The organism is Pseudophaeobacter arcticus DSM 23566 (assembly GCF_000473205.1).
Lineage (GTDB): Bacteria > Pseudomonadota > Alphaproteobacteria > Rhodobacterales > Rhodobacteraceae > Pseudophaeobacter > Pseudophaeobacter arcticus.
Genome location: NZ_KI421507.1, coordinates 912,472 through 935,846, shown reverse-complemented (window position 1 = coordinate 935,846; position 23,375 = coordinate 912,472). Strand labels below are relative to the sequence as shown.

Below are 23,375 nucleotides of genomic sequence, written 5' to 3'. Positions count from 1 at the left end.
TTTTTTGTGCGTCACACCCCAAGACGACCCCGGATCTCGATAGACAACGGGCAGCCCAGTTCCCCCCCCAGGTCCCCCAACAGGCGCGCTGTTCAGTCTGCGAATGATCACCCACAAGGCTGCAATCACCCAACCTATCCCGCTGTAGCGCGCCGCTTATGTCGCAGAGGCCCGTGGCATTGAGCCTGCAGGCAGTTGCCCCATGCTGAAACCTCGGCGGACTCCCCCGGCGGACTCCCCTGTTGGCAAGCGGCAAGGTGCAGGACCCAGAGGTCAGCGTTCAGGGGGCAGGGATAATCACGCGCCAGCAAAGGACAGCAGCCACAACAGAGGCCAGCAGTGTTGGGCAAATCATTGGCAAGGGTGGGCGGGGGCGCCGAGACAGTGAAACTGTCTCGGCGCCCCCCCCCCCCGTCGGATCGCTGTGCGATCCGACACCTGATCTTTCAGATCAGCAAAAGCTCTAAAACGGAACATCATCCTGAGCAGGCTCAGCGCCCGCCCCACTGGTAGAAATAAAGCGCGCAACCACCTTTTTGGTCCCCGCCTTTTCAAAATCCACTTCCAGCTTATCCCCTTCGATGCCTGCAATCGCTCCATAGCCAAATTTCTGATGAAACACCCGTTCTCCAAGGGTGAAACTGGAGCTGGCCGTCAGGTCAATAATCTGGCCGCGCGCCTCTTTTGACTGTGAGCTGCCCCGCTGGCTTGCCCGCGCCTGCATACGCTTCCAACCCGGGGAGTTGTAACCGTCAGCCTGGGCCACCTTGGCGTCAATGGTCGAGCGCACGGGCTCAGCGCTGCTGGCCGCAGCCCCATAGCCACCGCCATAAAGCCCAGGTGGCGTCAGTACCTCCACATGTTCCTCGGGCAATTCATCGACAAACCGCGACGGCAGCTGCGATTGCCATTGGCCAAAGACCCGCCGGTTGCCTGCAAAGGAAATGGTGCAGACTTCCTCGGCGCGGGTGATGCCCACATAAGCGAGACGGCGTTCTTCTTCCAAACCTTTGAGGCCGCTTTCATCCATCGACCGCTGCGAGGGGAACAACCCATCCTCCCAGCCGGGCAGAAACACCGCCGGGAACTCCAACCCCTTGGCGGCATGCAGCGTCATGATCGAGACTTTCTCGTCCGAATCCTGCTTGTCATTGTCCATGACCAGGCTGACATGCTCCAAAAAGCCCTGCAGGTTTTCAAAATTCTCCAGCGCCTTGACCAGTTCCTTGAGGTTTTCAAGCCGTCCCGGGCTGTCGGGGTTTTTGTCCGCCTGCCACATGCCGGTATAGCCGCTCTCGTCCAGCACGATTTCCGCCAGTTCCATATGAGAGATATCCGCGTCTCCGGTCATCCGCCCCCAACGGGCCAGATCCTCGACCAGACGGCGCAGAGCGGCACCACCTTTACCCTTGATCGCCCCCGACTCAACCGCGCGGCGCGCGCCTTCCACCAGGGACACCCCGTTTTCACGGGCAAAGCTCTGGATGGTTTGCTGCGCCTTGTCGCCCAGCCCACGTTTGGGGGTATTCACAATCCGCTCAAAGGCCAGATCATCATCCGCCGAGGTCACCATCCGGAAATAGCCCATGGCATCGCGGATTTCGAGCCGTTCGTAAAACCGTGGCCCACCGATGACGCGGTAGGGCAATCCAATGGTCAGGAACCGGTCCTCAAAGGCGCGCATCTGATGCGAGGCCCGCACCAGAATAGCCATACTATTCAATCCGATAGGGCGCTGCCCCCGGGTGCCGCGCTGGGTCGCCTCGATCTCTTCGCCAATCCAGCGCGCCTCTTCTTCGCCGTCCCAATGGCCAATCAGCCGGACCTTTTCGCCACCCTTGGCGGCGGTCCACAGCTCCTTGCCCAAACGGCCCGCATTGGCACTGATCACACCGGAAGCTGCTGCCAGAATATGCTCGGTCGAGCGATAGTTCTGCTCCAGCCGGACCACCTTGGCGCCGGGGAAGTCTTTTTCAAAGCGCAGGATATTGCCCACCTCGGCGCCGCGCCAGCCATAGATCGACTGATCGTCATCGCCGACACAGCAGATATTCTTGTGCCCGCCCGCAAGCAGCCGCAGCCACATATACTGCGCGATATTGGTATCCTGGTATTCGTCCACCATGATGTAGCGGAACCAGCGCTGATACTGCGCCAGAATATCACTGTGGGTTTGAAAGATCGTCACCACATGCAGCAGCAGATCGCCAAAATCCACCGCGTTCAGCTCCAGCAGGCGGCGCTGATACTGGGCGTACAGCTCTGGCCCGCGATGGTTATAAGCACCAGCTTCTGAGGCGGGCAGCTTTTCCGGTGTCAGCGCCCGGTTTTTCCAGTCGTCAATGATCCCCGCCAGCATCCGTGGCGGCCAGCGCTTTTCATCAATCCCTGCGGCGCGGATCAGCTGTTTGAGCAAGCGGATCTGATCATCCGTATCCAGAATGGTGAAGTTTGACTTTAGATGCAGGGTGTTATGCCGTCTCCGAGCCGCCGATGGACCCAAATCCTCATAGGGGTTCGGGGACTCCGAGTCTCTGGCATCATCAATGACCGCATCAGAGCCGACCCCAGCCTCACCGCAAATCAGTTCCGCATGACGGCGCAGCAGCTTGACGCAGACCGAGTGAAAGGTGCCAAGCCAGGGCATGCCCTCGGCTGGTTGACCCAACATGCCGCCAACCCGCTCTTTCATCTCGCGGGCGGCCTTGTTGGTAAAGGTCACCGCCAGAATTTCATTGGTGCGCGCCGAACCGGTGTTGAGCAGATGCACAATCCGCGCCGTCAGCGCCTTGGTCTTGCCGGTCCCGGCCCCGGCCAGCATCAGCACCGGACCATGTAGACACTCCACGGCCTCTCGCTGGGCTGGGTTCAGCCCATCAAGATAGGGGGTGGGGCGGGCCGCCATGGCCCGCGACGACAGGGAGGCGCCGTCAAAGGCGTCCATTTCATCAAATGTGCTCATGCCCGTGACACTAGCGTGATTCACCCGGCGAGAAAAGAGGACGTTCGCATTCTGTTCGCAAGAATACTGGCACCAACCGGACCGGCACATCGCGGCAATCAACCCGTCCTTTGTCCGATGCGACCCCTGGTGCCTCTTGCCAATTGTGCGGCACCGCCTATCAATACGCCATGGATTTACATCAACACTACCCGGGCCTCAGCGATCTGCGCGCCCGCGCCCGGCGCCGCCTGCCAAAGTTTGTCTGGGAATACCTCGACAGCGCCACCGGCATCGAAGCCACGAAGCACCGCAATCGCAGCGCCCTGGACCAGATCGGTTTTCTGCCCTCAATCCTGCAGGGACCACATGAGGTGGATCTTACGACCTCTTTCCTGGGGCGCGATCTGCCGCTGCCCTTTGGGATCGCACCTCTGGGCATGTCCGGGCTTATCTGGCCGGACGCCGAGGGCCACCTGGCCCGCTTTGGCGCCGCCAGTGGCATTCCCTATTCCCTGTCCACAGTTGCCAGCCAATCCCCCGAGGATCTGGCCCCACATCTGGGGCCAGAGGCCTGGTTCCAGCTCTACCCCCCAAAAGACGAAGACATTCGCCGGGACATGCTGGCACGCGCCCGCAAGGCCGGGTTCAAAACCCTGGTGCTCACCGTGGATGTGCCAGTGGCTTCGCGGCGAGAGCGCCAGGTCCGCTCGGGCCTGACCCAGCCGCCCCGGCTGACCCCCCGCCTGCTGGCGCAGGTCGCCGGGCGCCCGGCCTGGGCGCTGGGGATGGCGCGCCAGCACCGGGGCCAAGGCGGCATGCCGCATATGCGGACCCTGGACAAATACGTCACTGAAAACAGCAAGGGCCTCTCCTCGACCGCACATATTGGCTACCTGCTGCGCACCTCCCCGGATTGGGACTATGTAAAATGGCTGCGCGACGCCTGGGAAGGCGCCTTTGTCATCAAAGGGGTGATGCGGGCCGGGGATGCCGCGCCACTGGAGCAGATTGGTGTTGACGCGCTTTGGGTGTCAAACCATGCGGGCCGCCAGTTTGACGCCGCGCCCGCCGCCATCGAAGTGCTGCCAGAGCTGCGCGCCGCCACCCAGCTGCCGCTGATCTTTGACAGCGGCGTTGAGGGCGGGCTGGACATTCTGCGCGCCCTGGCGCTGGGGGCGGATTTTGTCATGCTGGGGCGGGCCTTTCACTTTGCGCTCGCAGCATTGGGGACAAGGGGACCGGCCCATCTCTGCGACATTCTGCGCAAAGATCTGGAGGCCAATATGGGCCAATTGGGTCTCTGCTCTCTCGCTGAGGTAAAGGCTTTGCAAATTCGCAAGCTAACGTTGCAACCACATGCACGCGGCGCAAACGACTGAAACATGTAGCAAAGCCTGCGAGCCATTTTCCTCTACCCCTGCCAAATGAGGCATCGAAACAGTCCCTCTGCACAGCGATCAGGCGTTGCGACCAAAGATTCGGCATTTCCAAATCGCCTAACAATTGGACGGGTCTCGGGCCGATTTACGCGCTGATTCCGTCAAAAATGCTGCGCTTGCACAAAAAACTGACGAATTCTGGCCGTATGGGAGCGCAATCATGCCGCAGATACCCAATACTACGGCTATACCAGTCGCTAAGATGTAACTAACACTTCGCCAACCCTAGACTACTCCGAGGAGCGACAATGCCCGATTTCAAGAAGATCCTGATAGCGAACCGCGGCGAAATTGCCATCCGCGTCATGCGTGCTGCAAATGAAATGGGGAAACGAACAGTTGCCGTCTATGCCGAAGAGGACAAACTGGGGCTGCACCGGTTCAAGGCCGACGAGGCCTATCGCATCGGCGAGGGCATGGGGCCAGTTGCCGCCTATCTGAGCATTGATGAGATCATTCGCGTCGCCAAGGAATGTGGCGCCGATGCGATCCACCCCGGCTATGGGCTGTTGTCGGAAAACCCCGATTTTGTTGATGCCTGTTCCCGCAACGGCATCACCTTCATCGGCCCCAAGGCGGAAACCATGCGCGCCCTGGGCGACAAGGCCTCGGCCCGTCGCGTCGCGGTCGAGGCCGGCGTGCCGGTCATTCCCGCCACCGAGGTGCTGGGCAATGATATGAAGGCCATTGCCAAAGAGGCCGAAGAGGTTGGCTACCCGCTGATGCTCAAGGCGTCCTGGGGCGGCGGTGGGCGCGGCATGCGCCCCATTCACGGCCCTGACGAGCTGGAAGAAAAAGTCCTGGAAGGCCGCCGCGAGGCCGAAGCCGCCTTTGGCAATGGCGAAGGCTATCTGGAAAAGATGATCACCCGCGCCCGCCACGTCGAGGTGCAGATCCTGGGCGACAAGCACGGTGAGATCTATCACCTGTTTGAACGCGATTGTTCGGTGCAGCGCCGCAACCAAAAGGTGGTTGAACGCGCCCCTGCACCCTATCTGTCTGAAGAACAGCGGGCTGAGATCTGCGAATTGGGCCGCAAGATCTGCAAACATGTGAACTATGAATGCGCCGGCACCGTTGAATTCCTGATGGATATGAACGACGGCAAATTCTACTTCATCGAGGTGAACCCCCGGGTGCAGGTGGAACATACCGTCACCGAAGAGGTGACCGGCATCGACATCGTGCAGGCCCAGATCCTGATCGCCGAGGGCAAGACCATTGCCGAGGCCACCGGCAAGGCCAGCCAGGATGAAATCCGCCTGAATGGTCATGCGCTGCAGACCCGCGTCACCACCGAAGATCCGCTGAACAACTTTATCCCCGACTATGGCCGTATTACCGCCTATCGCTCGGCCACCGGCATGGGCATTCGTCTGGATGGCGGCACCGCCTATGCCGGCGGGGTGATCACCCGCTACTATGACAGCCTGCTGACCAAGGTCACCGCCTGGGCGCAGACCCCGGAAAAGGCCATTGCCCGCATGGACCGCGCCCTGCGTGAATTCCGGGTGCGCGGCGTCTCCACCAATATCGCCTTTGTCGAGAACCTGCTGAAACACCCGACCTTTCTCGACAACAGCTATACCACCACCTTCATCGACAACACGCCCGAGCTGTTCCAGTTTGCCAAACGCCAGGACCGCGGCACCAAGGTGCTGACCTATCTGGCCGATATCAGCGTCAACGGTCACCCGGAAACCGAAGGCCGCGCCGCACCTGCCGCCGATCTGAAAGAGCCGCGCGCGCCCCATGTGGATCCGGCCCCCCTGCCCTCTGGTACCCGCAACCTGCTGGAGCAAAAAGGCGCCCAGGCGGTGGCCGACTGGATGAAAGCCCAGCGTCAGCTGCTGCTGACCGATACCACCATGCGCGATGGTCACCAGTCCTTGCTGGCAACCCGGATGCGCAGCCATGACATGATCAAGGTTGCCCCCGCCTATGCCCAGAATCTCAGCCAGCTGTTCTCGGTTGAATGCTGGGGCGGGGCGACCTTTGACGTGGCCTACCGCTTTTTGCAGGAATGCCCCTGGCAGCGGCTGCGCGACCTGCGCGAAGCCATGCCCAACGTGATGACCCAGATGCTGCTGCGCGCCTCCAATGGGGTGGGCTACACCAACTATCCCGATAATGTGGTGCAGGAATTTGTCCGTCAGGCCGCCGTCACCGGGGTGGATGTCTTCCGGGTGTTTGACAGCCTCAACTGGGTGGAAAACATGCGCGTTGCCATGGATGCGGTGGTCGACAGCGGCAAGCTCTGCGAAGGCACCATCTGCTACACCGGCGATATCCTTGACCCCAACCGCGCCAAATATGACCTGAAATACTATGTCGGCATGGCCAAAGAGCTGGAGGCCGCTGGCGCCCATATTCTGGGCCTCAAGGACATGGCAGGCCTGCTGAAACCCGCAGCCGCCCGCCAGCTGGTCAAGGCCCTGAAGGAAGAGGTCGGCCTGCCGGTCCATTTCCACACCCATGACACCTCGGGCATTGCCGGGGCCACCATTCTGGCCGCTGCCGATGCCGGCGTGGATGCGGTGGATGTGGCGATGGATGCCTTTTCTGGCGGCACCTCGCAGCCCTGCTTTGGCTCCATCGTCGAGGGCCTGCGCAACACCGATCGCGACACTGGCCTGGATATCGCAAAAATCCGCGAAATCTCTGGCTACTGGGAGCAGGTCCGGGCGCAGTATGCCGCCTTTGAAAGCGGCCTGCAGGCCCCCGCCTCCGAGGTCTATCTGCACGAGATGCCCGGCGGACAGTTCACCAACCTCAAGGCCCAGGCGCGCTCCCTGGGGCTGGAAGAGCGCTGGCATGAGGTCGCCCAGACCTATGCCGATGTGAACCAGATGTTTGGCGATATTGTCAAAGTGACGCCCTCTTCCAAGGTGGTGGGCGACATGGCGCTGATGATGGTCTCCCAGAACCTCAGCCGGGAGGAGGTGGAGAACCCCGAAACCGAGGTCTCCTTCCCTGATAGCGTCGTTGACATGATGCGCGGCAACCTCGGCCAGCCTCCCGGTGGCTTCCCCGATGGGATTGTCGCCAAGGTGCTCAAGGGGGAAAGCCCCAACCTGACACGCCCCGGCGCCCATCTGGCGCCCGTGGATCTGGACGAGACCCGCGCCGAGCTGAGCAAATTGCTGGAAGGCAAGGCGGTGGATGATGAGGACCTCAACGGCTACCTGATGTATCCCAAGGTCTTTCTCGATTACATGGGTCGCCATCGCCAATACGGCCCGGTGCGCACCCTGCCAACGCGCGCCTTCTTTTACGGCATGGAACCCGGCGAGGAGATCACTGCCGAGATTGACCCCGGCAAAACGCTGGAAATCCGGATGCAGGCCCTGGGCGAAACCGATGAAAAGGGTGAGGTCAAAGTCTTCTTTGAACTCAATGGCCAGCCCCGTGTCATCCGGGTGCCCAACCGTCTGGTCAAGGCCACCACCGAAAGCCGTCCCAAGGCCGAGGCCGGCAATGCCAACCACATCGGCGCGCCGATGCCCGGCGTTGTTGCCTCTGTCGCGGTACAGCTTGGCCAGGAGGTCCACGAGGGCGACATGCTGCTGACCATTGAAGCCATGAAGATGGAAACCGGTCTGCACGCCGAGCGCTCCGCCCGCGTCAAGGCCCTGCATGTCGCGGCTGGCACCCAGATTGATGCCAAGGACCTGCTGATCGAACTGGAAGATCTCGACTGATCCAGGCCGATAGAGACACGATCAAGGCCGTGGCCCCAAGGGGCTGCGGCTTTATCTTTTTAGGGGCAGGATTGCCTTGCGGACAGGTGTTCAGCCCTGGACTGGGGCCAGACGATCAACCGTCACCGGAGAGACCGCCCAATGTGGCAAAGCCTCCTCTGATTTTGCAAGGCGCTCCTGGCCCACCTCTGTGAGGCAAGCAAATTGCGCGGCGCCTCCCACGGCAATGCCCACGACCAGGGCGACAAGCCGAAGGTTTTCCCTGAAACTCTGCAACGCGAAACTCCGCACTGTGCTCTCCTTTTGACTGCGCGTGTTCCCTGTCAAACGCTGCTGATTGGATTTTCCGTCGCCGGATATGAGGATTTTCTCAAAACCCTGCAATTTTCCCCTTGCGGCGCGGCGCCAGAATGCCTAATTCCGCCTCACCAAATGTAGCGCGGGCGTAGCTCAGGGGTAGAGCATAACCTTGCCAAGGTTAGGGTCGGGCGTTCGAATCGCCTCGCCCGCTCCATTTGGACTTCGAAAGGCCACTCCTTCTGGGGTGGCCTTTCGCGTTACAATAAGAGACCCTGCCCGAAAGACCCAGACAGAGCCTTGCGTGGAATCAGCTTTGCACCTAGGAACAGACCCGGAACAGAAACCAAAAACAGGCAGGCGGCACGACATGCTCACATCGGTGGAACTTTGCGCGGGGGCTGGCGGCCAGGCTCTGGGGCTGGAACGCGCAGGGTTTGATCACACCGCATTGGTCGAGATCGACAAACATTGCTGCGCCACCCTGCGCCACAACCGCCCCAACTGGAATGTGCTGGAAGAAGACGTGCGGCTGTTCAAAGAAGACGCCAGTGCCTACAGGGGCATTGATCTGCTGGCCGGCGGCCTGCCCTGCCCGCCCTTTTCCGTGGCGGGAAAACAGCTGGGCGAAAAGGATGAGCGCAACCTGTTTGACGATGCCATCCATATCGTTGATGCCACCCGCCCCCGCGCGGTGATGATCGAAAACGTGCGCGGCTTTCTGGATGCCGCCTTCCACGACTACCGCGAAAAGCTGAAGCGACAATTGGCCAAGCTCGGCTATGAAACCGACTGGCGCCTGCTCAACGCCTCTGACTATGGCGTGCCGCAGCTGCGCCCCCGGGTGGCGATCATCGCCCTGCGCAAGGAATATTCCGACCAGTTCAACTGGCCCGAACCACTGCCCCATAATCCCCGCACCGTGGGCGAAACCCTGCTGGACCTGATGAAGGCACGCGGCTGGCGCGGCGCCGATGACTGGGCCGCTCAGGCAGATGAGATCGCGCCGACAATTGTGGGTGGGTCAAAAAAACACGGCGGCCCGGACCTGGGCCCGACACGGGCGCGGCGCGCCTGGGCCTCCCTGGGGGTTGAGGGGCGCACCATCGCCGTTGAGGCACCGGATCCATTCCACAACGACATGCCCCGGCTGACGGTGCGCATGGTCGCCCGCATCCAGGGCTTCCCCGATGCCTGGCATTTCACCGGCGCCAAGACCAATGCCTACCGCCAGGTCGGCAATGCCTTCCCGCCGCCGGTGGCCGAGGCCGTCGCGCTGCAACTGAAAGCCGCCATCGCCAAGCCCAATCTCCATGCTGTGCGCGCCTGATACCCCGCACCCTGCCCCCGGGTGCGGCAACGGCCCAAGATGAAGCAAAAACTGCCCGACAGCCTGATTGCGCCCGGACATGCGGATTATGATCTGCTGACCGAACTGGCAAATGAGATCACCGCCCGTGCCGGCGGCGCCCTGGTGCTGGAAGAACGCTTTCCGGCGATGCTACGGCGCTGCATTGATGACGTGATCATGACGCCCAAAACCGGGCGGCGCGCCTATGAAGAGCTGGAAAAAACCGAAAAGACCTATATTGGCACCCGCGTCGAGATCGAACTGCGCGCCCTGTTGCGGCTGCCGCGTGGGCGGCTGGATACGGAAATCCTGGGCCGCGATGTGGACATCAAGAACACCATGGGCAGCAACTGGATGATTCCCACCGAAGCCATTGACCAGCCCTGCCTGCTGGTCGCCGCCGACGAGGCCCGCGCCCGCTGCTATCTGGGGCTGATCATCGCCCGCCCGGCCTATCTGACAACGGGCAAGAACAAGGATGGCAAGGGCGCAGTCTCGGCCGCAGGATTCGCCAATATCCTCTGGCTGCTCTGTGATCACCCCTACCCGGCCAACTTCTGGCGCTGCCAGGACCCCGATTTGGTGGCGGATATTTTTTCCCACGGCACCGGCAACGCCCGCATGGCCAGTCTGTTTCGCCTGATCCAGAACAGCCCCATCGCCCGCGATGTGGTCGAGGCCGTCGCCCAGCAAAAGGACTTCATGCGCCGCATTCGCGCCGACAAGGGGCGCGGCACCCGGGATATGCTGGAGCAAGAAGGCATCCTGTTGCTGTCCGGCCAATATGACAGCCAGCTGATCAAAGCCCTTGAGCTGCCCCATTGCACAGGATCAGAGTTCATTTCCTGCACCCCGCTGCTGGTGCAACAGCGCCGCCTGGCCGAACAGGCCGGGTTTCGGCTGCCCGACCCTTCCGCGCCACCGCCAGAAAGGCCCGCCCCAGCGCGGTGAGAGATAAAGAATTCTCGGGACCCTGGTCACTTTCCCTCTTGCGGCCCCGTCAGGGATTGCCTAAATACCGCTTCACCAAATGCAGCGCGGGCGTAGCTCAGGGGTAGAGCATAACCTTGCCAAGGTTAGGGTCGGGCGTTCGAATCGCCTCGCCCGCTCCATTTGGACCAAACAGGCCGCTTGATGCTTCTTGCATCGGCGGCCTTTTGTTTTCCCCGCCAGTCCCAGTCTCGCCAGTCTCCAGTCTCGCCAGTCCCCAACCCCACCAGTCCTCAGCCCCACCAGTCCTCAGCCCCGCCAGTCGCTGGCCCCGCCAGCCCCCAGCCACCCCCCTGCAGAAAAGCCATGTCAAAAAACTCTTCAATGCAGCTATTTTGCCCTTGCGGCCTCGCCCGGCTTTGCCTAAATACCGCCTCACCAAATGTAGCGCGGGCGTAGCTCAGGGGTAGAGCATAACCTTGCCAAGGTTAGGGTCGGGCGTTCGAATCGCCTCGCCCGCTCCATTTGGATCAAACAGGCCGCTTGATGCATCCCGCATCAGCGGCCTTTTGTTTGGCGCAGGCTCTTTGCAGGACAGATGCAGACCAGCGGACAGCCCAGGCAACCGGCAGACCGCCCAAAGCACCCAGCGCATCCAGACGAGCCGAGCCCCGTGCAGACACCCTGAGAAAAATATTTGATCAAATTCCTTTGACCTCCCCCGCAAAACAAGACAATGCTAGCCACAGTTGCACGGTTTAACATCATACCGCGCCCCTTGTTTGTCTTCGCCCATGTCCCAGATACATGCGCCCTACCAGAGGAATTCCGTAATGGCTCCAGTCGTTTACCCTACAACCAACCTCACAGCGACCGAACAGATGTGCCTGGAGCGTGGCGAGGGAATCTATGTCTTTGACAACCAAGGCAACAAATACATTGAAGGCCTGGCCGGGCTGTGGTGCACCTCGCTTGGCTATGACAACAAAGAGGTGATCGCCGCCATCACCGACCAGCTGAACACCCTGCCCTTTAGCCACACCTTTGGCGGCAAGACCCACCAGCCGCTGATTGATCTGGCCGAGAAACTCGCCGCCATGGTGCCGGTGGAAGATGCCTATATCTTTTTTGGCAACTCCGGCTCGGATGCCAATGACAGCCACTACAAGATGCTGCGCTATTACTTCAATGCCATCGGCAAACCGGAAAAGCGCAAGATCATCACCCGCGAGCGCGGCTATCATGGCGTTACCGTGGCGGCTGGATCGCTGACCTCGCTGCCCGCCAATCTGGCGCATTTTGACGCCCCCGTAGAGGCGCTGCACATCCTGCGCACCGATGCACCCCATTATTACACCGGCCGCAAAGGCAACGAGACCGAAGCGCAGTTTGTCGACCGCATCCTGCAAAACCTCGAAGACCAGATCCTGGCCGAAGACCCCGACACCATCGCCGCGATGATCATGGAGCCCATCACCGGTGCGTCGGGCGTGATTGTGCCACCAGAGGGCTACTATGAGAAACTGCAGGTGCTGCTGCGCAAACATGGCATTCTGGTCTGGGCCGATGAGGTCATCACCGGCTTTGGCCGCACCGGCGCCGATTTTGGCTGCACCACCATGGGCATCAAGCCCGACCTGATGACCTTTGCCAAACAGCTCAGCTCGGCCTATTTCCCGATCTCGGCCAGTGTCATCCCCGGCTGGATGTACAAGGAAATGGTGGCGCCCTCAAATGAGGTTGGCGTCTTTGGCCATGGCTATACCTATTCCGGCCACCCCGCTGCCTGCGCTGCCGCCCTGAAAACGCTGGAGATCTACGAGCGCGACAACCTGTTTGGTCACGCCGCCGAGGTTGGCGATTACCTGCAGGCCGAACTGCGCCGCATCTTTACCGACCACCCGCTGGTGGGCGAAGTGCGCGGCAAGGGGCTGATCGCCGCGCTGGAACTGGTGTCGAATAAAACCACTGGCACGACAATTGCCGGTGGCAAAGGTGGAGCAGTGGCGGTGAAGGCCTGTCAGGACAACGGCGTGATCCTGCGCGCGGTTGCGGGCAATGCCCTGGCCTTTTGCCCACCGCTGATCATCACCAAGGTCGAGATTGATGACATGCTGACCCGCGTCAAATCCGCGCTGGACAGCAGCTACGAGAGCCTCAAGACTGAGGGCCTGCTGGACAGCTGAGCCCCTGCCTCATTCAAAAAACAAACGCCCCGGAAAGCTCCGGGGCGTTTTCTATTTGTAATGGGCCTTTGGGGCTGGCGCAGAGACCCGAGTTCAGAGGGCTGGCCTGAAAAGACTGGCCTCAAGGGATTGGCCTCAAGGGATTGGCCTCAGAACACCTTGAAGGTCATGGTGGTCAGCGATCGCTCGATATTGGGGATCACCAGCAGATGCTCGTTGATGTATTTCCCCACATCCGCATCCGAGGGGATGTAGAGCTTCATCAGCAGGTCATATTCGCCGCTGGTGGAATAGAGCTCAGAATGGATTTCGCGGCGCCCGATTTCCTCGGCCACGGAATAGGTGGTGCCGGGTTTGCACCGGATCTGAATGAATACGCAGGTCGACATGGGCGTCCCTTTTGGTCTTTTTGGTCACGTGATTTGCCACCCAAGCTGGCATGCGCAGCCTCCGGGCGCAATGGCTGCAACAGATCTTGCCGCCACAGCCCGCCGTTTGCCCAGCAAAGCCCGACGTTTGCCCAGCAAAACCCTTGAGCCAGCCCCCCTCTCCGCCCTATAAGTGCCGCGCAGACAGCAAGGAATAACCTCATGCGTAGCGCCAAGATCAGCCGCCAGACCGCCGAAACCGAAATCAGCGTCGAGATCAATCTCGACGGGTCGGGCTCATATGACAACCAGACCGGAGTTGGCTTTTTCGACCACATGCTGGACCAGCTGTCGCGCCATTCGCTGATCGACATGACCATCCGCGCCAAGGGTGATTATCACATTGATGATCACCACACGGTCGAAGACACCGGTATTGCGCTGGGTCAGGCCCTGGCCCAGGCGCTTGGCGACAAGAAAGGCATCCGGCGGTATGGCGAGTGCCACCTGCCCATGGATGACGCCCAGGTGCGCTGCGCGCTGGATCTGTCCGCCCGCCCCTATCTGGTCTGGAATCTGGACATCCCGACGCAAAAAATCGGCAGCTTTGATACCGAGCTGGTGCGGGAGTTTTTTACCGCCTTTGCCACCCATGGCGGCATCACCCTGCATATCGACCAGCTGCATGGCTTTAACAGCCATCACATCGTCGAGGCCGCCTTCAAGGCCGTGGCCCGCGCCCTGCGTCTGGCGGTGGAAACCGACCCGCGCAAATCGGACGCCATCCCCTCGACCAAAGGGGCGCTTTAAGCGCCCCTTTGGCTGCTCTGTGGCGCGCCTGGCTCTGTGGCGCGCCTGGCTCGCGCCTGTCTGGGCAGCATGCGGCGAGCGACCCTGACAGACAGGTAGGCGTTAAGCGGGTTGGCCTGTGGCAGCCTTGCCCTCGCGCCGCAGCAGCCACTCTGCCACCAGGGCGTTTGGCACCCAGCACAGCCAGCAGATCAGCGGATAGCTGGCCTCAAACCCAACCGTCAGCGCCCCAATTGGCAGGTATAGCCGCAGCGTTACCGCCGCCAGGGTCAGGGCCGCCGAGCGGATCATCCAGGCCCGGTGCTGCGCAATTTGCCGTTGGATCGCATACCAGACCGCCAGCCCGGTGGTGCCCAGCCAGGCCAGCGCCAGCGCTCCCAGACCCAGCCCGGCCACCGCGCCCTGATCCGTCGTCATGGCCAGCCCTATTGCGCCCAGTCCCGACAGGAAGATCACCGCCGCATACAGACGCCCAAGCCAGCGATGCAGCGCCAGATGGCGGCGCCGCAGCCGCTTTGAAAACTGCATCGGCAACAGCGCCAGCGCAATCGGCGCAAGGCCAATGTGCAGATAGAGCAGCATCGGCCGGTCCAGCGCATGATGCAGCATCGCAGGCATAACCAGCGCAATATCCGCAATTAAGAACCGATAAGATCCCAAAGCAATCAGCACCGCCGACAGCCATAACAGGGTCACAGGCCAGGAAAAGCGCCTGATCGCATGGGGTTCATTCAACATATCCTATCTCCTCACCAAGGCATTTCCAAAACTTGACAGTGTAAAGTAGACAGTAATTGGCGATTAATTTGACACCGTCAAGTTTTGCCCGGATATTTGCCCCATGACACAAGAAAACGTGAAGACCCGACACCACCACGGCGATCTGAAAGCTGCCCTGGTCACGGCTGGCATTCAGCTGCTCGAAGACGGCGGGCTTGCCGCCCTGACGCTGCGCAAATGCGCCGCCCGCGCCGGTGTTTCGCATGCCGCGCCGGCGCATCACTTTGACGGGCTTTCCGGGTTGAAAACCGCCATTGCCGAAGAAGGCTTTCGCCTGTTTTCCTCTTACCTGCAAAAGGCCTGCGACAGCGGCGCGCAAAATCCGCGCGCGCGGCTCAAATCTCTTTGCCGTGGCTATCTGCAGTTTGGACTGGACCATGGTGGCATACTGGCGGTGATCTTTGGCGACCAGGGCCTGGCCAGTCTCACGGCCAATGGGGACAAGGAACAGGCCGATGCCTATCTTCTGCTCAGAGAGGTCTGCGCGCCCTTTGTCCCCCCCGGCGACGACCCGGTCATCCTGGAGACCCAGGTCTGGTCGCTGATCCACGGCTTTACCCTGCTGTACCTGGCTGGCGAATGTGGCAGCCCGCCGCCGACGCTGGAGGAGGGTCCCTTTGATCAGGTGATACAGCTGCTGGACCGGGTTGGCAGCCAAGCCGGCTCTTGACCCCGCCGCAGTTTCCCGCCACTTCAAGAGCGTAAGACAGGAAGGACACCAGCCCCATGCTGACCGCCATCATCGACTATGAATCCGGCAATCTTCATTCCGCCGAAAAAGCCTTCCAGCGTATGGCGCAGGAACTGGATGCCGGCACGGTTGTTGTCACCTCGGATGCCGAGGTCGTGGCCAAGGCCGATCGTCTGGTGCTACCCGGTGACGGCGCCTTTCCCGCCTGCGCCGCCGAGCTGCGCGGCCACAAGGGCATCTATGACGCCATGATCGAAGCGGTCGAGCAAAAGGGCCGCCCCTTCCTCGGGATCTGCGTCGGCATGCAGCTGATGGCAACAACCGGCCATGAATACAGCGAGACCGCCGGGCTGGACTGGATCGGCGGCGATGTGGTGAAAATCACCCCCTCGGACCCCGCACTCAAAGTGCCGCATATGGGCTGGAACGATCTTGTCATCGACCACCCCCACCCAATTTTTGCGGGCATATCCTCGGGCGATCACACCTATTTTGTGCATTCCTACCACTTCCGCGTCCAAGCCGATGCCGAGCGCCTGGCCCATGTGGACTATGGCGGCGATGTCACTGCGGTGATTGGTCGGGACACGATGATTGGCATGCAGTTTCACCCGGAAAAAAGCCAGGACGTCGGGCTGCGGATGATCGGAAACTTCCTCAACTGGGCACCCTGATCCGCCCATGCTCCCCCCCCCCCGCGCTGCCCCCGAGCTGTAGTGACGCGCGGCCCGGCACCCGTCTTGGCGCTGGTCGTGGCACAGGGAAGCGAAGGCCCCCTCAGCCCAAATCTCCCCTCAGCCCGCAGCGCGCAATGAGACTGGCGCCACCCCGTAGGCCTTGCGAAAGGCGCGGGTGAACCCCTCGGGCGAGCCATAGGCATACCGCCGGGCCACCGCCTCTACCCGGTCACCGCGTGTCAGGTCCTGATGCGCCAGGGTCAGGCGCCAGCGCCGCAGATAGCCCATCGGTGTCTCGCCGACCTCTGCGGTAAAAAGTTCGGAAAACCGCGACAGCGACAGCCCGGACTCGGCCGCAAGATCAGCGCTGGACCACAGACGCCCCGGATGATCATGCACCGCCACAATGGCGCGGCTCAGCCGGGGATCTGCCAGCCCGGCCAGCAGCCCAGGTTCCGTCGCCCCCTGTTCGATCTGCCCGCGCAGCAACCGCACCATCAAGACTTCGCCCAGGCGATTGACCACCGATTGCGCCCCACAGCGTCTGGCAGAGCTTTCTGCCAGCATGACCTGCACCAAATCCCGTGTTTCACTGTTGCAGGTCAGGTCAAAGTGAACCTGCTGCGGCAGCGCCGCGACCAGCGGATTATGCCGCGCGCCCCAGTCCACTCGGACGCTCAGCAACACCTCCTGTTCAGGGCTGATCTCAGGCGCGCCACGCGGATAAAACACCAAACAGCTGGGCGCGTCGGGCGCGCCCAACACCACCAGATTGGCCTGCGACAGCGGCGCCGGGTGAACCGAGAGCTGGAACCGCTCCATCAAAGTTGTCAGCCTGTCCATTGTCTCTCCGATCTCGCAGCTGCCCCAAACCGGGCACATGCCCTACACCGAACACAGTGAACCCAGCGGGCCCTGCTGCAGTTTATCCGGCCTATCTTACCTGGCCCATCTTACCTGGCCCATCTTACCTGGCCCATCTGGCAACGCCAAAGGCAAAATCGGATTATTCGTTTGTTTTTTCGGATTTTGCAGGCCCAAAAACCTGCAATAAGCCTGACACAGGAGCAATCCACTCATCTTCAGGAGCACATCATGCTAATTCCCCGCCAAAAAACCCCCGACCTGTCCCTTCCCCTGCTGGGAGGCGGTCGCTTTGATCTGGCCAGCGAAGACAGCAGCCGCGGCACCGTGATCTGCTTTTACCGGGGCCTGCATTGCCCGATTTGCGCCAACTACCTGAAAGAGCTGGAAAAGCGCGTTGCTGAATTTGCCGAGCGTGGCGTGAGCTGCATCGCGATCTCTGCTGACGGCGAAGAGCGCACCCAGGCCATGGCCGACAAGATCGGCGCCAGCGCCCTGCGCTTTGCCTATGACCTGCCGCTGGATGTGGCAAAATCCTGGGGGCTTTATATTTCCACCTCGCGTGGCACCACCTCGATCGGCATCGAAGAGCCCGCGCTGTTTTCAGAACCCGGCTTGTTCATGGTGACCCCAGAGCAGACGCTTTACTATGGTTCAACCCAGACCATGCCCTTTGTGCGTCCGCATTTTTCGGAACTGGTCGGGGCGCTGGATTTTGCCATCGCCAATGACTACCCGGCCCGTGGCGAATACACCGGCGCGGTCTAGGGTCAGGACCCAATACCTGCAACCACCACTCACGGATCTTGCAGGCATAAGCCGCCGCTTTCACCGTCACGAAAGCGGCGGCTTTCACTTGGGCGCACCTGCAAACACAGAAGGAATAGACTGGGGGGGATAGACTGAGGGAATGGACTGAGGCAATGGACTGAGGCAATGGACAGGGACTGGCTTTGCGGGCATAGAGAAGCTCCCGCCAATCAAAGGCTATGACCGCGCCCGTGCAGACCCGACTCGAAAAATTTGACCATGTTGACGGGCGCCACCGCTACTGCGTTCTCAGGCTCAGCCAGACGCTGTTTGGGGAATGGTGCCTGGAGCAGGCCAAGGGGCCCATCGGCGCCCCCGGCGGGCAAGAGATCCGCGCCTATTTCCACCAGCATGGCGAGGCGCTGCAAAACTTTGAATCCCTGCGCGCAAGCCAGGTCAAACGCGGCTTTGTGCCTATTCCAGTGCAACTGGGGCTGCTGTAGCAGCCCCAGCGCAGTCTCGCCTCAAGCCTGTCTCAAGCCTGTCTCACTTTACCCGTGTCCAGGTCTGTTTCGAGCAGATCAAGCCGCCCGCCACACAGCCCCGCAGCGCCAGAGAGTTGCCGTTGAGATCCATCTTGCCGGTATAGATCTTATCATTGGAGGGGCGCCAGACCTCTCCGGTGTAATAGCCATCCCCCTGGGGCACCATGTCGATCACCAGGGTCTTGCCGATATTGGGAGAGCTGTACTCGCCCTCACCATTGAACGTGCGGGCAATCTTGCCACAGATCGCAGCCCCACAGGGCGCCATTTGGATATGGGCAAAAGACCCGTCATCTGGCTGGGTTTTCCAGGTGCCCAGAACTGGATCCGCAACCGCGGCCCCCGCCAGTGTCAACGCTGCCAGCGTTGTTGCCAATAGCATCTTCATGTTGTCTCTCCCTTTGGTTTTGATCGTCAGTATAGCCATCTCACATGGACATCTCACATAGGCATCTCACTGTGCAACTGTCACAAATGCAGTGCACAGTTTTGCAACGACTGTGGCGCAGGCAACGCTTTTCAGGCAAGGCTGACTTTGGGTCGCGTTGCAATTCGGCTCCGCCTTGTGCAAAACACCGCCTAACAGGTATGGCCAGCTCCCCTGGCCACAAACCGGATGTGACCGGATGACAAAGGCTGCGCAAATGATCCTCTACCCCGCAATCGACCTCAAAGATGGCCAGGCGGTACGCCTGCTGCATGGCGACATGGACAAAACCACCGTGTTCAACGACAACCCCGCCGCCCAGGCGCTGGAATTTGTTGCAGCGGGCTGCGAATGGTTGCATCTGGTTGATCTCAACGGCGCCTTTGCAGGCACGCCGGTGAATGCCGCCCCGGTTGAGGAAATTCTGAAGCAATGCAAGGTGCCTGCCCAGCTGGGCGGTGGCATCCGCGACATGAAGACCATCGCCAACTGGATCGACAAGGGGCTGGCGCGTGTGATTCTGGGCACGGTTGCGGTGGAAAATCCCGATCTGGTGCGCCAGGCTGCGCGTGAATTCCCCGGCAAGGTTGCCGTTGGCATTGATGCCCGCAATGGCCGCGTCGCCACCAAGGGCTGGGCGGAAGAGACCGACGTCATGGTCACGGATCTGGCCAAATCCTTTGAAGACGCAGGCGTTTCGGCCATCATCTATACCGACATCATGCGCGATGGCGCCATGAAAGGCCCCAACGTCGCGGCCACGGCTGCGCTTGGCAATGCGGTCTCGATCCCGGTGATTGCCTCCGGCGGTGTCTCTTCGCTGGATGACCTGCGCGCGTTGAAATCCTGCGGTGCGCCTTTGAACGGGGCGATCTCGGGCCGGGCGCTCTATGATGGCGCCATTGACCTGGCCGAGGCCCTTGCTGTGATGAAGGCCTGATCCGCCATGGCCAAAGTCATCGCAACCGATCTCCCCAAATCCAGCCTGCTGTTTCAGCAGGCCGCCGGAATGCGCGCAGGCGATTTTGTAGATTGTTATGCCAAGCCCAGCACCTGCCCCCTGGACGAGGCCGCCGCCCGTGCCTTTGCCTTCCCCGCCTGGGTCGCAGGCCTGATGCGCCTGCGCAACCTGCTGGTGACGCCCTTTGGCCTCAATACCGAGGTCACCAGCCCCAACCGGGTTGGCATCTTCCCGCTTGTTACCCGCTCGGACAATGAGCTGATTCTGGGGATCGACGACAGCCATCTGGACTTTCGCATCTCGGTGCTGAGCCAGGACGGGATGCTCTATTTTGCCACCTGGGTACGGACCAAAAACCGCTTTGGCCGCATTTACCTGACGTTGATCATGCCCTTTCATGTGCTGATCGTGCGCAATGCGGTGTCGCGGGTCTGACCCGCTGTCAAATTTCGCTCCTGCCGCCGTGTTGACCGACCCGGCGACTGGCCTTTTACCACGCCCCGTGGCATTGATCCGCCATGTCCACAAAAGGAAGCCATGACGTGCTGAAAACCCGCATCATTCCCTGCCTTGACGTGGCTGATGGCCGTGTGGTCAAGGGCGTCAATTTTGTTGGCCTGCGCGATGCAGGCGATCCGGTAGAATCGGCCAAGGCCTATGACGCGGCCGGCGCGGATGAGATCACCTTTCTCGACATTCACGCCACCCATGAAAACCGCGGCACCATGTTTGACGTGGTGCGCCGCACCGCCGAACAGTGCTTTGTGCCGCTCACCGTTGGCGGCGGTGTACGCACCAAGGAAGATGTCCGCGCCCTGTTGCTGGCGGGCGCCGACAAGGTCTCGTTCAACTCCGCCGCCGTGGCCAACCCGGATGTGATCGCCGAGGCCGCCGATCAGTTTGGCAGCCAATGTATCGTCTGCGCCATCGACGCCAAAACCGTGAGCCCCGGAAAATGGGAGATCTTCACCCATGGGGGCCGCCGCGCGACCGGCATTGATGCGGTAGAGTTTGCCCGCACCGTGGTGGCCAAGGGCGCCGGAGAAATCCTGCTCACCTCGATGGACCGCGACGGCACCAAGGCGGGCTTCAACCTGCCGCTGACCCGCGCAATCTCCGATGCGGTGCAGGTGCCGGTAATCGCCTCAGGCGGCGTCGGCACGCTGGACCATCTGGTTGAAGGCGTCACCAAGGGCGGCGCCTCTGCGGTGCTCGCGGCGTCAATTTTTCACTTTGGCGAATATTCCATTCAGGAGGCCAAGCAACATATGGCCGCCGCCGGCATCCCCATGAGGCTGACATGAGCATTCTTCACGATCTGGAAGCAACCATCCACAACCGCAAATCGGCGGATCCCAAAAGCAGCTGGACCGCCAAGCTGCTCGCCAAGGGCCCGGAAAAATGCGCCGAAAAGTTTGGCGAAGAAGCCATCGAGGCAATCATCGAAGCGGTCAAGGGCGACCGCGCGAAACTGGCCTCGGAAGGCGCTGATGCGCTCTACCATTTCCTGGTGATGCTGGCGGCACGCGATGTTACCCTGGACGAGGTCCTGGCCGAGCTGGCCAAGAGAAAAAGCATGAGCGGCCTGGACGAAAAGGCCGCCCGCAGCAAAGGCTGATCCCTGTGCCTCCCCCTGTGCGGCCCCTCTGCGCCCCAACGCCCCCATGCCCTCCCTGTGCTCCTGGTGCCCTCCCTGTGCCCTCCCGGTGAGCCCTGGGTCAAGGGGTGCGACAGCCTCCGCGCCTGTGGCGCAGTTTACCCTCGAGGCAAGAATTCACAATAATTCTTAAGGCGCTTTGAGGGGCAGTTTCGCCCCTCAAACGCGTCTCAGCAGCTCTTGCCTTGCCTGCCGGGCCGCAGGCCCGGCTGGGCCCAACGGGAAGTCCTGCATCTATGATGCAGGGCTGACGGGCGGGAGCCCCCCCTGCTGCGGCAGGCTACAGTTTTGAGGAAATAATACCGGTGGCAAAACCACCCATGCGCAGCTCACCAAAGAGGCGCTGATATTCGATCTTGGGGCAGCGGTTTTGCACCACCTCCACCCCACGCGCTTTGGCCTTGGCTGCCGCCGCCGCATGTTCAACCCCGATCTGCATCCAGATACATTTCAGCTCGGGAAAGACCTCAAGCGCCTCATCCACGATGGGCGGCACCGCTTCAGAGCGGCGAAAGATATCCACCATATCCACCGGCTGCTGGATCGCCGAAAGGCTGGGCTGCACCAGTTCGCCAAACAACCGCTTGCCTGCATGGGCTGGATTGACCGGGATCACCCGATACCCCTTAAGCCCCAGATACCGCGCCACGTAGTAGCTGGGACGCACCGGGTTCAGTGACACCCCAACAACCGCAATGGTGCGGTTGCGTTGCAAAATTGATTTCAAAAAGCTGTCGCTATAGTCTGTCATGCCCTAGAGGTAACCGACCCTCCTGCCATCGCCTAGCCCATAAGCGACAGAAATTTGAGGGGATCAGCACCCCGCCTCAACAGGCCTCTCAGCACCCCCCGCTAAAGCCATAAAAAAGCGCCCGAAAGCCAAAGCTCCGGGCGCGAGGTGTGGAACGAGGGACATTGATAAAGATCTACGGTGGTTCCGCTCCGCAGTCCCTATAGATGTAGGATGGCAACAATTAAAAAAAAGATGCCAGAAGGTATTTTTTTAAAAAAATACCTTATTCGGGGCAGCCGTCAGTCCCGCAAAACCGCAGGCCAGTTGCCACGCGCCGCCTGCATTAGCTCAGGCTCTGCCGCCTGCCAGATCGCCTCGACAGAGGCGTTGTTGAGCAAGAACAGCTCACCATCTTCGATCCGCCACAGCCGGGGGTCCCCATGCGCCAGATAGCCCTGCGACACCGCATAGGCACAATAGCCGCCAAACACCGGTGCATAGGCACGGGGATTCGCCTCAAACTGCGCCTGATTGCCAGAAGAGGTAAAGCGCCAAAAAACGCCTTTCCACATCAGCGCAAACTCCTGACGGCCAGGCACCGCGCCCTGCCCTTCAAAAAAGGCGACAACATCATAGCCATCCAGCGCCAATCCATTGTGCGCAGAAAAGATCGGCGGCTCTGCCCGCGCAGATAGCGGCGCAAGACCTATGATCAATAGCAAAGCAGCAAGCGTATGGCGCAGTACCAATGGGGCCTCCGAAGGGTGCAAACAGGACAGGCCCAAATCTGGCCTAGAATGGGCGTTTTGCCTAGATGGGTTACGGATTTGTGATCTCACCGTGAGTGTATATGTGGGGGTGATCAGTCAAAAATATCCTCCACCAGATCGACAGCTTCCGACAATAGCGACTGAAAAAGCCCTTTGCGCTTTTTGATCTTCTTGCCCCTGGTGATTTTGCGGGGCGCATTTTTTCCATTTGTGCCCTTTGTCTTTTTGCCCCCGGGCCTGGTCGGCGCCACAGCAGCCCAGCCCGGCACCGCCCCCGGCAGGCAGGCGCCCTTGCCGGGGGCAAGGGGACGTGCCTTTTGGCTGGACAGCGGCGCGCCGCAGGTGCCACAGACAAGCGCCGAGAGACCACCGCCTGCGCCACCCGAATGCCCGGGCAAAAAGCGCGACTGCACGCCACAATAACAACAGCTCAGTATCTTGCCGCCATAGGCGCCGCTTTGTGCCATTTCCCCCTTGCCCTCATGCTGCCCTGC

Annotated in this window: 22 protein-coding genes and 3 tRNA genes; 17 read left to right on the top strand and 8 right to left on the bottom strand. The window is 60.9% G+C overall.

What is annotated here, in order from left to right:
* Nucleotides 1-463: 463 nt before the first annotated feature.
* On the bottom strand, nucleotides 464-2,962 hold the full coding sequence (locus tag ARCT_RS0108385) for an ATP-dependent helicase (protein WP_027239663.1): 2,499 nt from the start codon (nucleotides 2,960-2,962) through the stop codon (nucleotides 464-466).
* A 170-nt stretch (nucleotides 2,963-3,132) separates the two neighbouring features.
* Here ARCT_RS0108385 and ARCT_RS0108380 point away from each other — a divergent pair, with 170 nt between their 5' ends.
* The 8 genes from ARCT_RS0108380 to ARCT_RS0108340 all read left to right on the top strand — a co-directional run bounded on the left by ARCT_RS0108380 (nucleotide 3,133) and on the right by ARCT_RS0108340 (nucleotide 12,848).
* Nucleotides 3,133-4,323, top strand: coding sequence for an alpha-hydroxy acid oxidase (locus ARCT_RS0108380; RefSeq protein ID WP_027239662.1), 1,191 nt, complete (start codon nucleotides 3,133-3,135; stop codon nucleotides 4,321-4,323).
* A 308-nt stretch (nucleotides 4,324-4,631) separates the two neighbouring features.
* On the top strand, nucleotides 4,632-8,084 hold the full coding sequence (locus ARCT_RS0108375; RefSeq protein ID WP_027239661.1) for a pyruvate carboxylase: 3,453 nt from the start codon (nucleotides 4,632-4,634) through the stop codon (nucleotides 8,082-8,084).
* Between the two features lie 439 nt (nucleotides 8,085-8,523).
* Nucleotides 8,524-8,598: transfer RNA gene (locus tag ARCT_RS0108365), tRNA-Gly, on the top strand.
* A 153-nt stretch (nucleotides 8,599-8,751) separates the two neighbouring features.
* Nucleotides 8,752-9,711 (top strand): DNA cytosine methyltransferase, encoded by a 960-nt coding sequence (locus ARCT_RS0108360; protein WP_027239659.1) that lies wholly within the window; start codon nucleotides 8,752-8,754, stop codon nucleotides 9,709-9,711.
* A 39-nt stretch (nucleotides 9,712-9,750) separates the two neighbouring features.
* Complete coding sequence (locus ARCT_RS0108355) at nucleotides 9,751-10,683, top strand: NaeI family type II restriction endonuclease (protein WP_027239658.1); 933 nt, start codon at nucleotides 9,751-9,753, stop codon at nucleotides 10,681-10,683.
* 86 nt (nucleotides 10,684-10,769) lie between these two features.
* Nucleotides 10,770-10,844: transfer RNA gene (locus ARCT_RS0108350), tRNA-Gly, on the top strand.
* 267 nt (nucleotides 10,845-11,111) lie between these two features.
* A tRNA-Gly gene (locus ARCT_RS0108345) sits at nucleotides 11,112-11,186 on the top strand.
* Between the two features lie 309 nt (nucleotides 11,187-11,495).
* Nucleotides 11,496-12,848 (top strand): aminotransferase, encoded by a 1,353-nt coding sequence (locus ARCT_RS0108340; RefSeq protein WP_027239657.1) that lies wholly within the window; start codon nucleotides 11,496-11,498, stop codon nucleotides 12,846-12,848.
* Nucleotides 12,849-12,997: 149 nt separating this feature from the next.
* Here the strand turns inward: ARCT_RS0108340 and ARCT_RS0108335 are convergent, their stop codons facing one another.
* On the bottom strand, nucleotides 12,998-13,237 hold the full coding sequence (locus ARCT_RS0108335; RefSeq protein ID WP_027239656.1) for an Lrp/AsnC family transcriptional regulator: 240 nt from the start codon (nucleotides 13,235-13,237) through the stop codon (nucleotides 12,998-13,000).
* Between the two features lie 201 nt (nucleotides 13,238-13,438).
* Here ARCT_RS0108335 and hisB point away from each other — a divergent pair, with 201 nt between their 5' ends.
* Nucleotides 13,439-14,026: an imidazoleglycerol-phosphate dehydratase HisB gene (gene hisB, locus ARCT_RS0108330; protein ID WP_027239655.1), complete on the top strand. Its 588-nt coding sequence runs from the start codon at nucleotides 13,439-13,441 to the stop codon at nucleotides 14,024-14,026.
* Between the two features lie 102 nt (nucleotides 14,027-14,128).
* Here hisB and ARCT_RS0108325 read toward each other — a convergent pair whose 3' ends face one another.
* The gene (locus ARCT_RS0108325; protein ID WP_051360621.1) at nucleotides 14,129-14,764 is read right to left on the bottom strand and encodes a DUF2306 domain-containing protein; all 636 of its coding nucleotides are present in this window, start codon (nucleotides 14,762-14,764) and stop codon (nucleotides 14,129-14,131) included.
* Between the two features lie 103 nt (nucleotides 14,765-14,867).
* Here ARCT_RS0108325 and ARCT_RS0108320 point away from each other — a divergent pair, with 103 nt between their 5' ends.
* On the top strand, nucleotides 14,868-15,476 hold the full coding sequence (locus ARCT_RS0108320; protein ID WP_027239653.1) for a TetR/AcrR family transcriptional regulator: 609 nt from the start codon (nucleotides 14,868-14,870) through the stop codon (nucleotides 15,474-15,476).
* A 56-nt stretch (nucleotides 15,477-15,532) separates the two neighbouring features.
* Nucleotides 15,533-16,171 carry an imidazole glycerol phosphate synthase subunit HisH gene (hisH, locus tag ARCT_RS0108315; RefSeq protein ID WP_027239652.1) on the top strand — a complete coding sequence of 213 codons (639 nt, stop codon included), beginning with the start codon at nucleotides 15,533-15,535 and terminating at the stop codon, nucleotides 16,169-16,171.
* A gap of 120 nt (nucleotides 16,172-16,291) precedes the next feature.
* On the opposite strand, the gene ARCT_RS0108310 is transcribed toward hisH, so the two are convergent.
* The gene (locus ARCT_RS0108310) at nucleotides 16,292-17,017 is read right to left on the bottom strand and encodes a helix-turn-helix transcriptional regulator (RefSeq protein ID WP_027239651.1); all 726 of its coding nucleotides are present in this window, start codon (nucleotides 17,015-17,017) and stop codon (nucleotides 16,292-16,294) included.
* 252 nt (nucleotides 17,018-17,269) lie between these two features.
* On the opposite strand from ARCT_RS0108310, the gene ARCT_RS0108305 reads away from it, so the two are divergent.
* Complete coding sequence (locus ARCT_RS0108305) at nucleotides 17,270-17,806, top strand: peroxiredoxin-like family protein (RefSeq protein WP_027239650.1); 537 nt, start codon at nucleotides 17,270-17,272, stop codon at nucleotides 17,804-17,806.
* 221 nt (nucleotides 17,807-18,027) lie between these two features.
* Nucleotides 18,028-18,291: a WGR domain-containing protein gene (locus tag ARCT_RS0108300; protein WP_036784646.1), complete on the top strand. Its 264-nt coding sequence runs from the start codon at nucleotides 18,028-18,030 to the stop codon at nucleotides 18,289-18,291.
* Between the two features lie 43 nt (nucleotides 18,292-18,334).
* On the opposite strand, the gene ARCT_RS0108295 is transcribed toward ARCT_RS0108300, so the two are convergent.
* Entirely contained in the window at nucleotides 18,335-18,721 is a 387-nt protein-coding gene (locus ARCT_RS0108295) for a DUF2147 domain-containing protein (RefSeq protein ID WP_027239648.1), read from the bottom strand.
* Between the two features lie 256 nt (nucleotides 18,722-18,977).
* On the opposite strand from ARCT_RS0108295, the gene hisA reads away from it, so the two are divergent.
* The 4 genes from hisA to ARCT_RS0108275 all read left to right on the top strand — a co-directional run bounded on the left by hisA (nucleotide 18,978) and on the right by ARCT_RS0108275 (nucleotide 21,339).
* Nucleotides 18,978-19,700, top strand: a complete 723-nt coding sequence (gene hisA / locus ARCT_RS0108290; protein WP_027239647.1) for a 1-(5-phosphoribosyl)-5-[(5-phosphoribosylamino)methylideneamino]imidazole-4-carboxamide isomerase — start codon at nucleotides 18,978-18,980, stop codon at nucleotides 19,698-19,700.
* A gap of 6 nt (nucleotides 19,701-19,706) precedes the next feature.
* Entirely contained in the window at nucleotides 19,707-20,156 is a 450-nt protein-coding gene (locus ARCT_RS0108285; RefSeq protein WP_027239646.1) for a DUF2867 domain-containing protein, read from the top strand.
* Nucleotides 20,157-20,263: 107 nt separating this feature from the next.
* Nucleotides 20,264-21,025 (top strand): imidazole glycerol phosphate synthase subunit HisF, encoded by a 762-nt coding sequence (gene hisF, locus ARCT_RS0108280; RefSeq protein ID WP_027239645.1) that lies wholly within the window; start codon nucleotides 20,264-20,266, stop codon nucleotides 21,023-21,025.
* Nucleotides 21,022-21,339 (top strand): phosphoribosyl-ATP diphosphatase, encoded by a 318-nt coding sequence (locus tag ARCT_RS0108275; RefSeq protein WP_027239644.1) that lies wholly within the window; start codon nucleotides 21,022-21,024, stop codon nucleotides 21,337-21,339. Before hisF ends, ARCT_RS0108275 begins: the two co-directional genes overlap by 4 nt.
* Nucleotides 21,340-21,658: 319 nt before the next feature.
* Here ARCT_RS0108275 and ARCT_RS0108270 read toward each other — a convergent pair whose 3' ends face one another.
* From ARCT_RS0108270 to ARCT_RS28355, 3 genes are all read right to left on the bottom strand, one after another.
* Nucleotides 21,659-22,129 carry a CoA-binding protein gene (locus ARCT_RS0108270; RefSeq protein WP_027239643.1) on the bottom strand — a complete coding sequence of 157 codons (471 nt, stop codon included), beginning with the start codon at nucleotides 22,127-22,129 and terminating at the stop codon, nucleotides 21,659-21,661.
* 281 nt (nucleotides 22,130-22,410) lie between these two features.
* Entirely contained in the window at nucleotides 22,411-22,860 is a 450-nt protein-coding gene (locus ARCT_RS0108265) for a YHS domain-containing (seleno)protein (protein WP_036784642.1), read from the bottom strand.
* A 113-nt stretch (nucleotides 22,861-22,973) separates the two neighbouring features.
* Nucleotides 22,974-23,348 carry a hypothetical protein gene (locus ARCT_RS28355; RefSeq protein ID WP_051360619.1) on the bottom strand — a complete coding sequence of 125 codons (375 nt, stop codon included), beginning with the start codon at nucleotides 23,346-23,348 and terminating at the stop codon, nucleotides 22,974-22,976.
* Nucleotides 23,349-23,375: the final 27 nt, after the last annotated feature.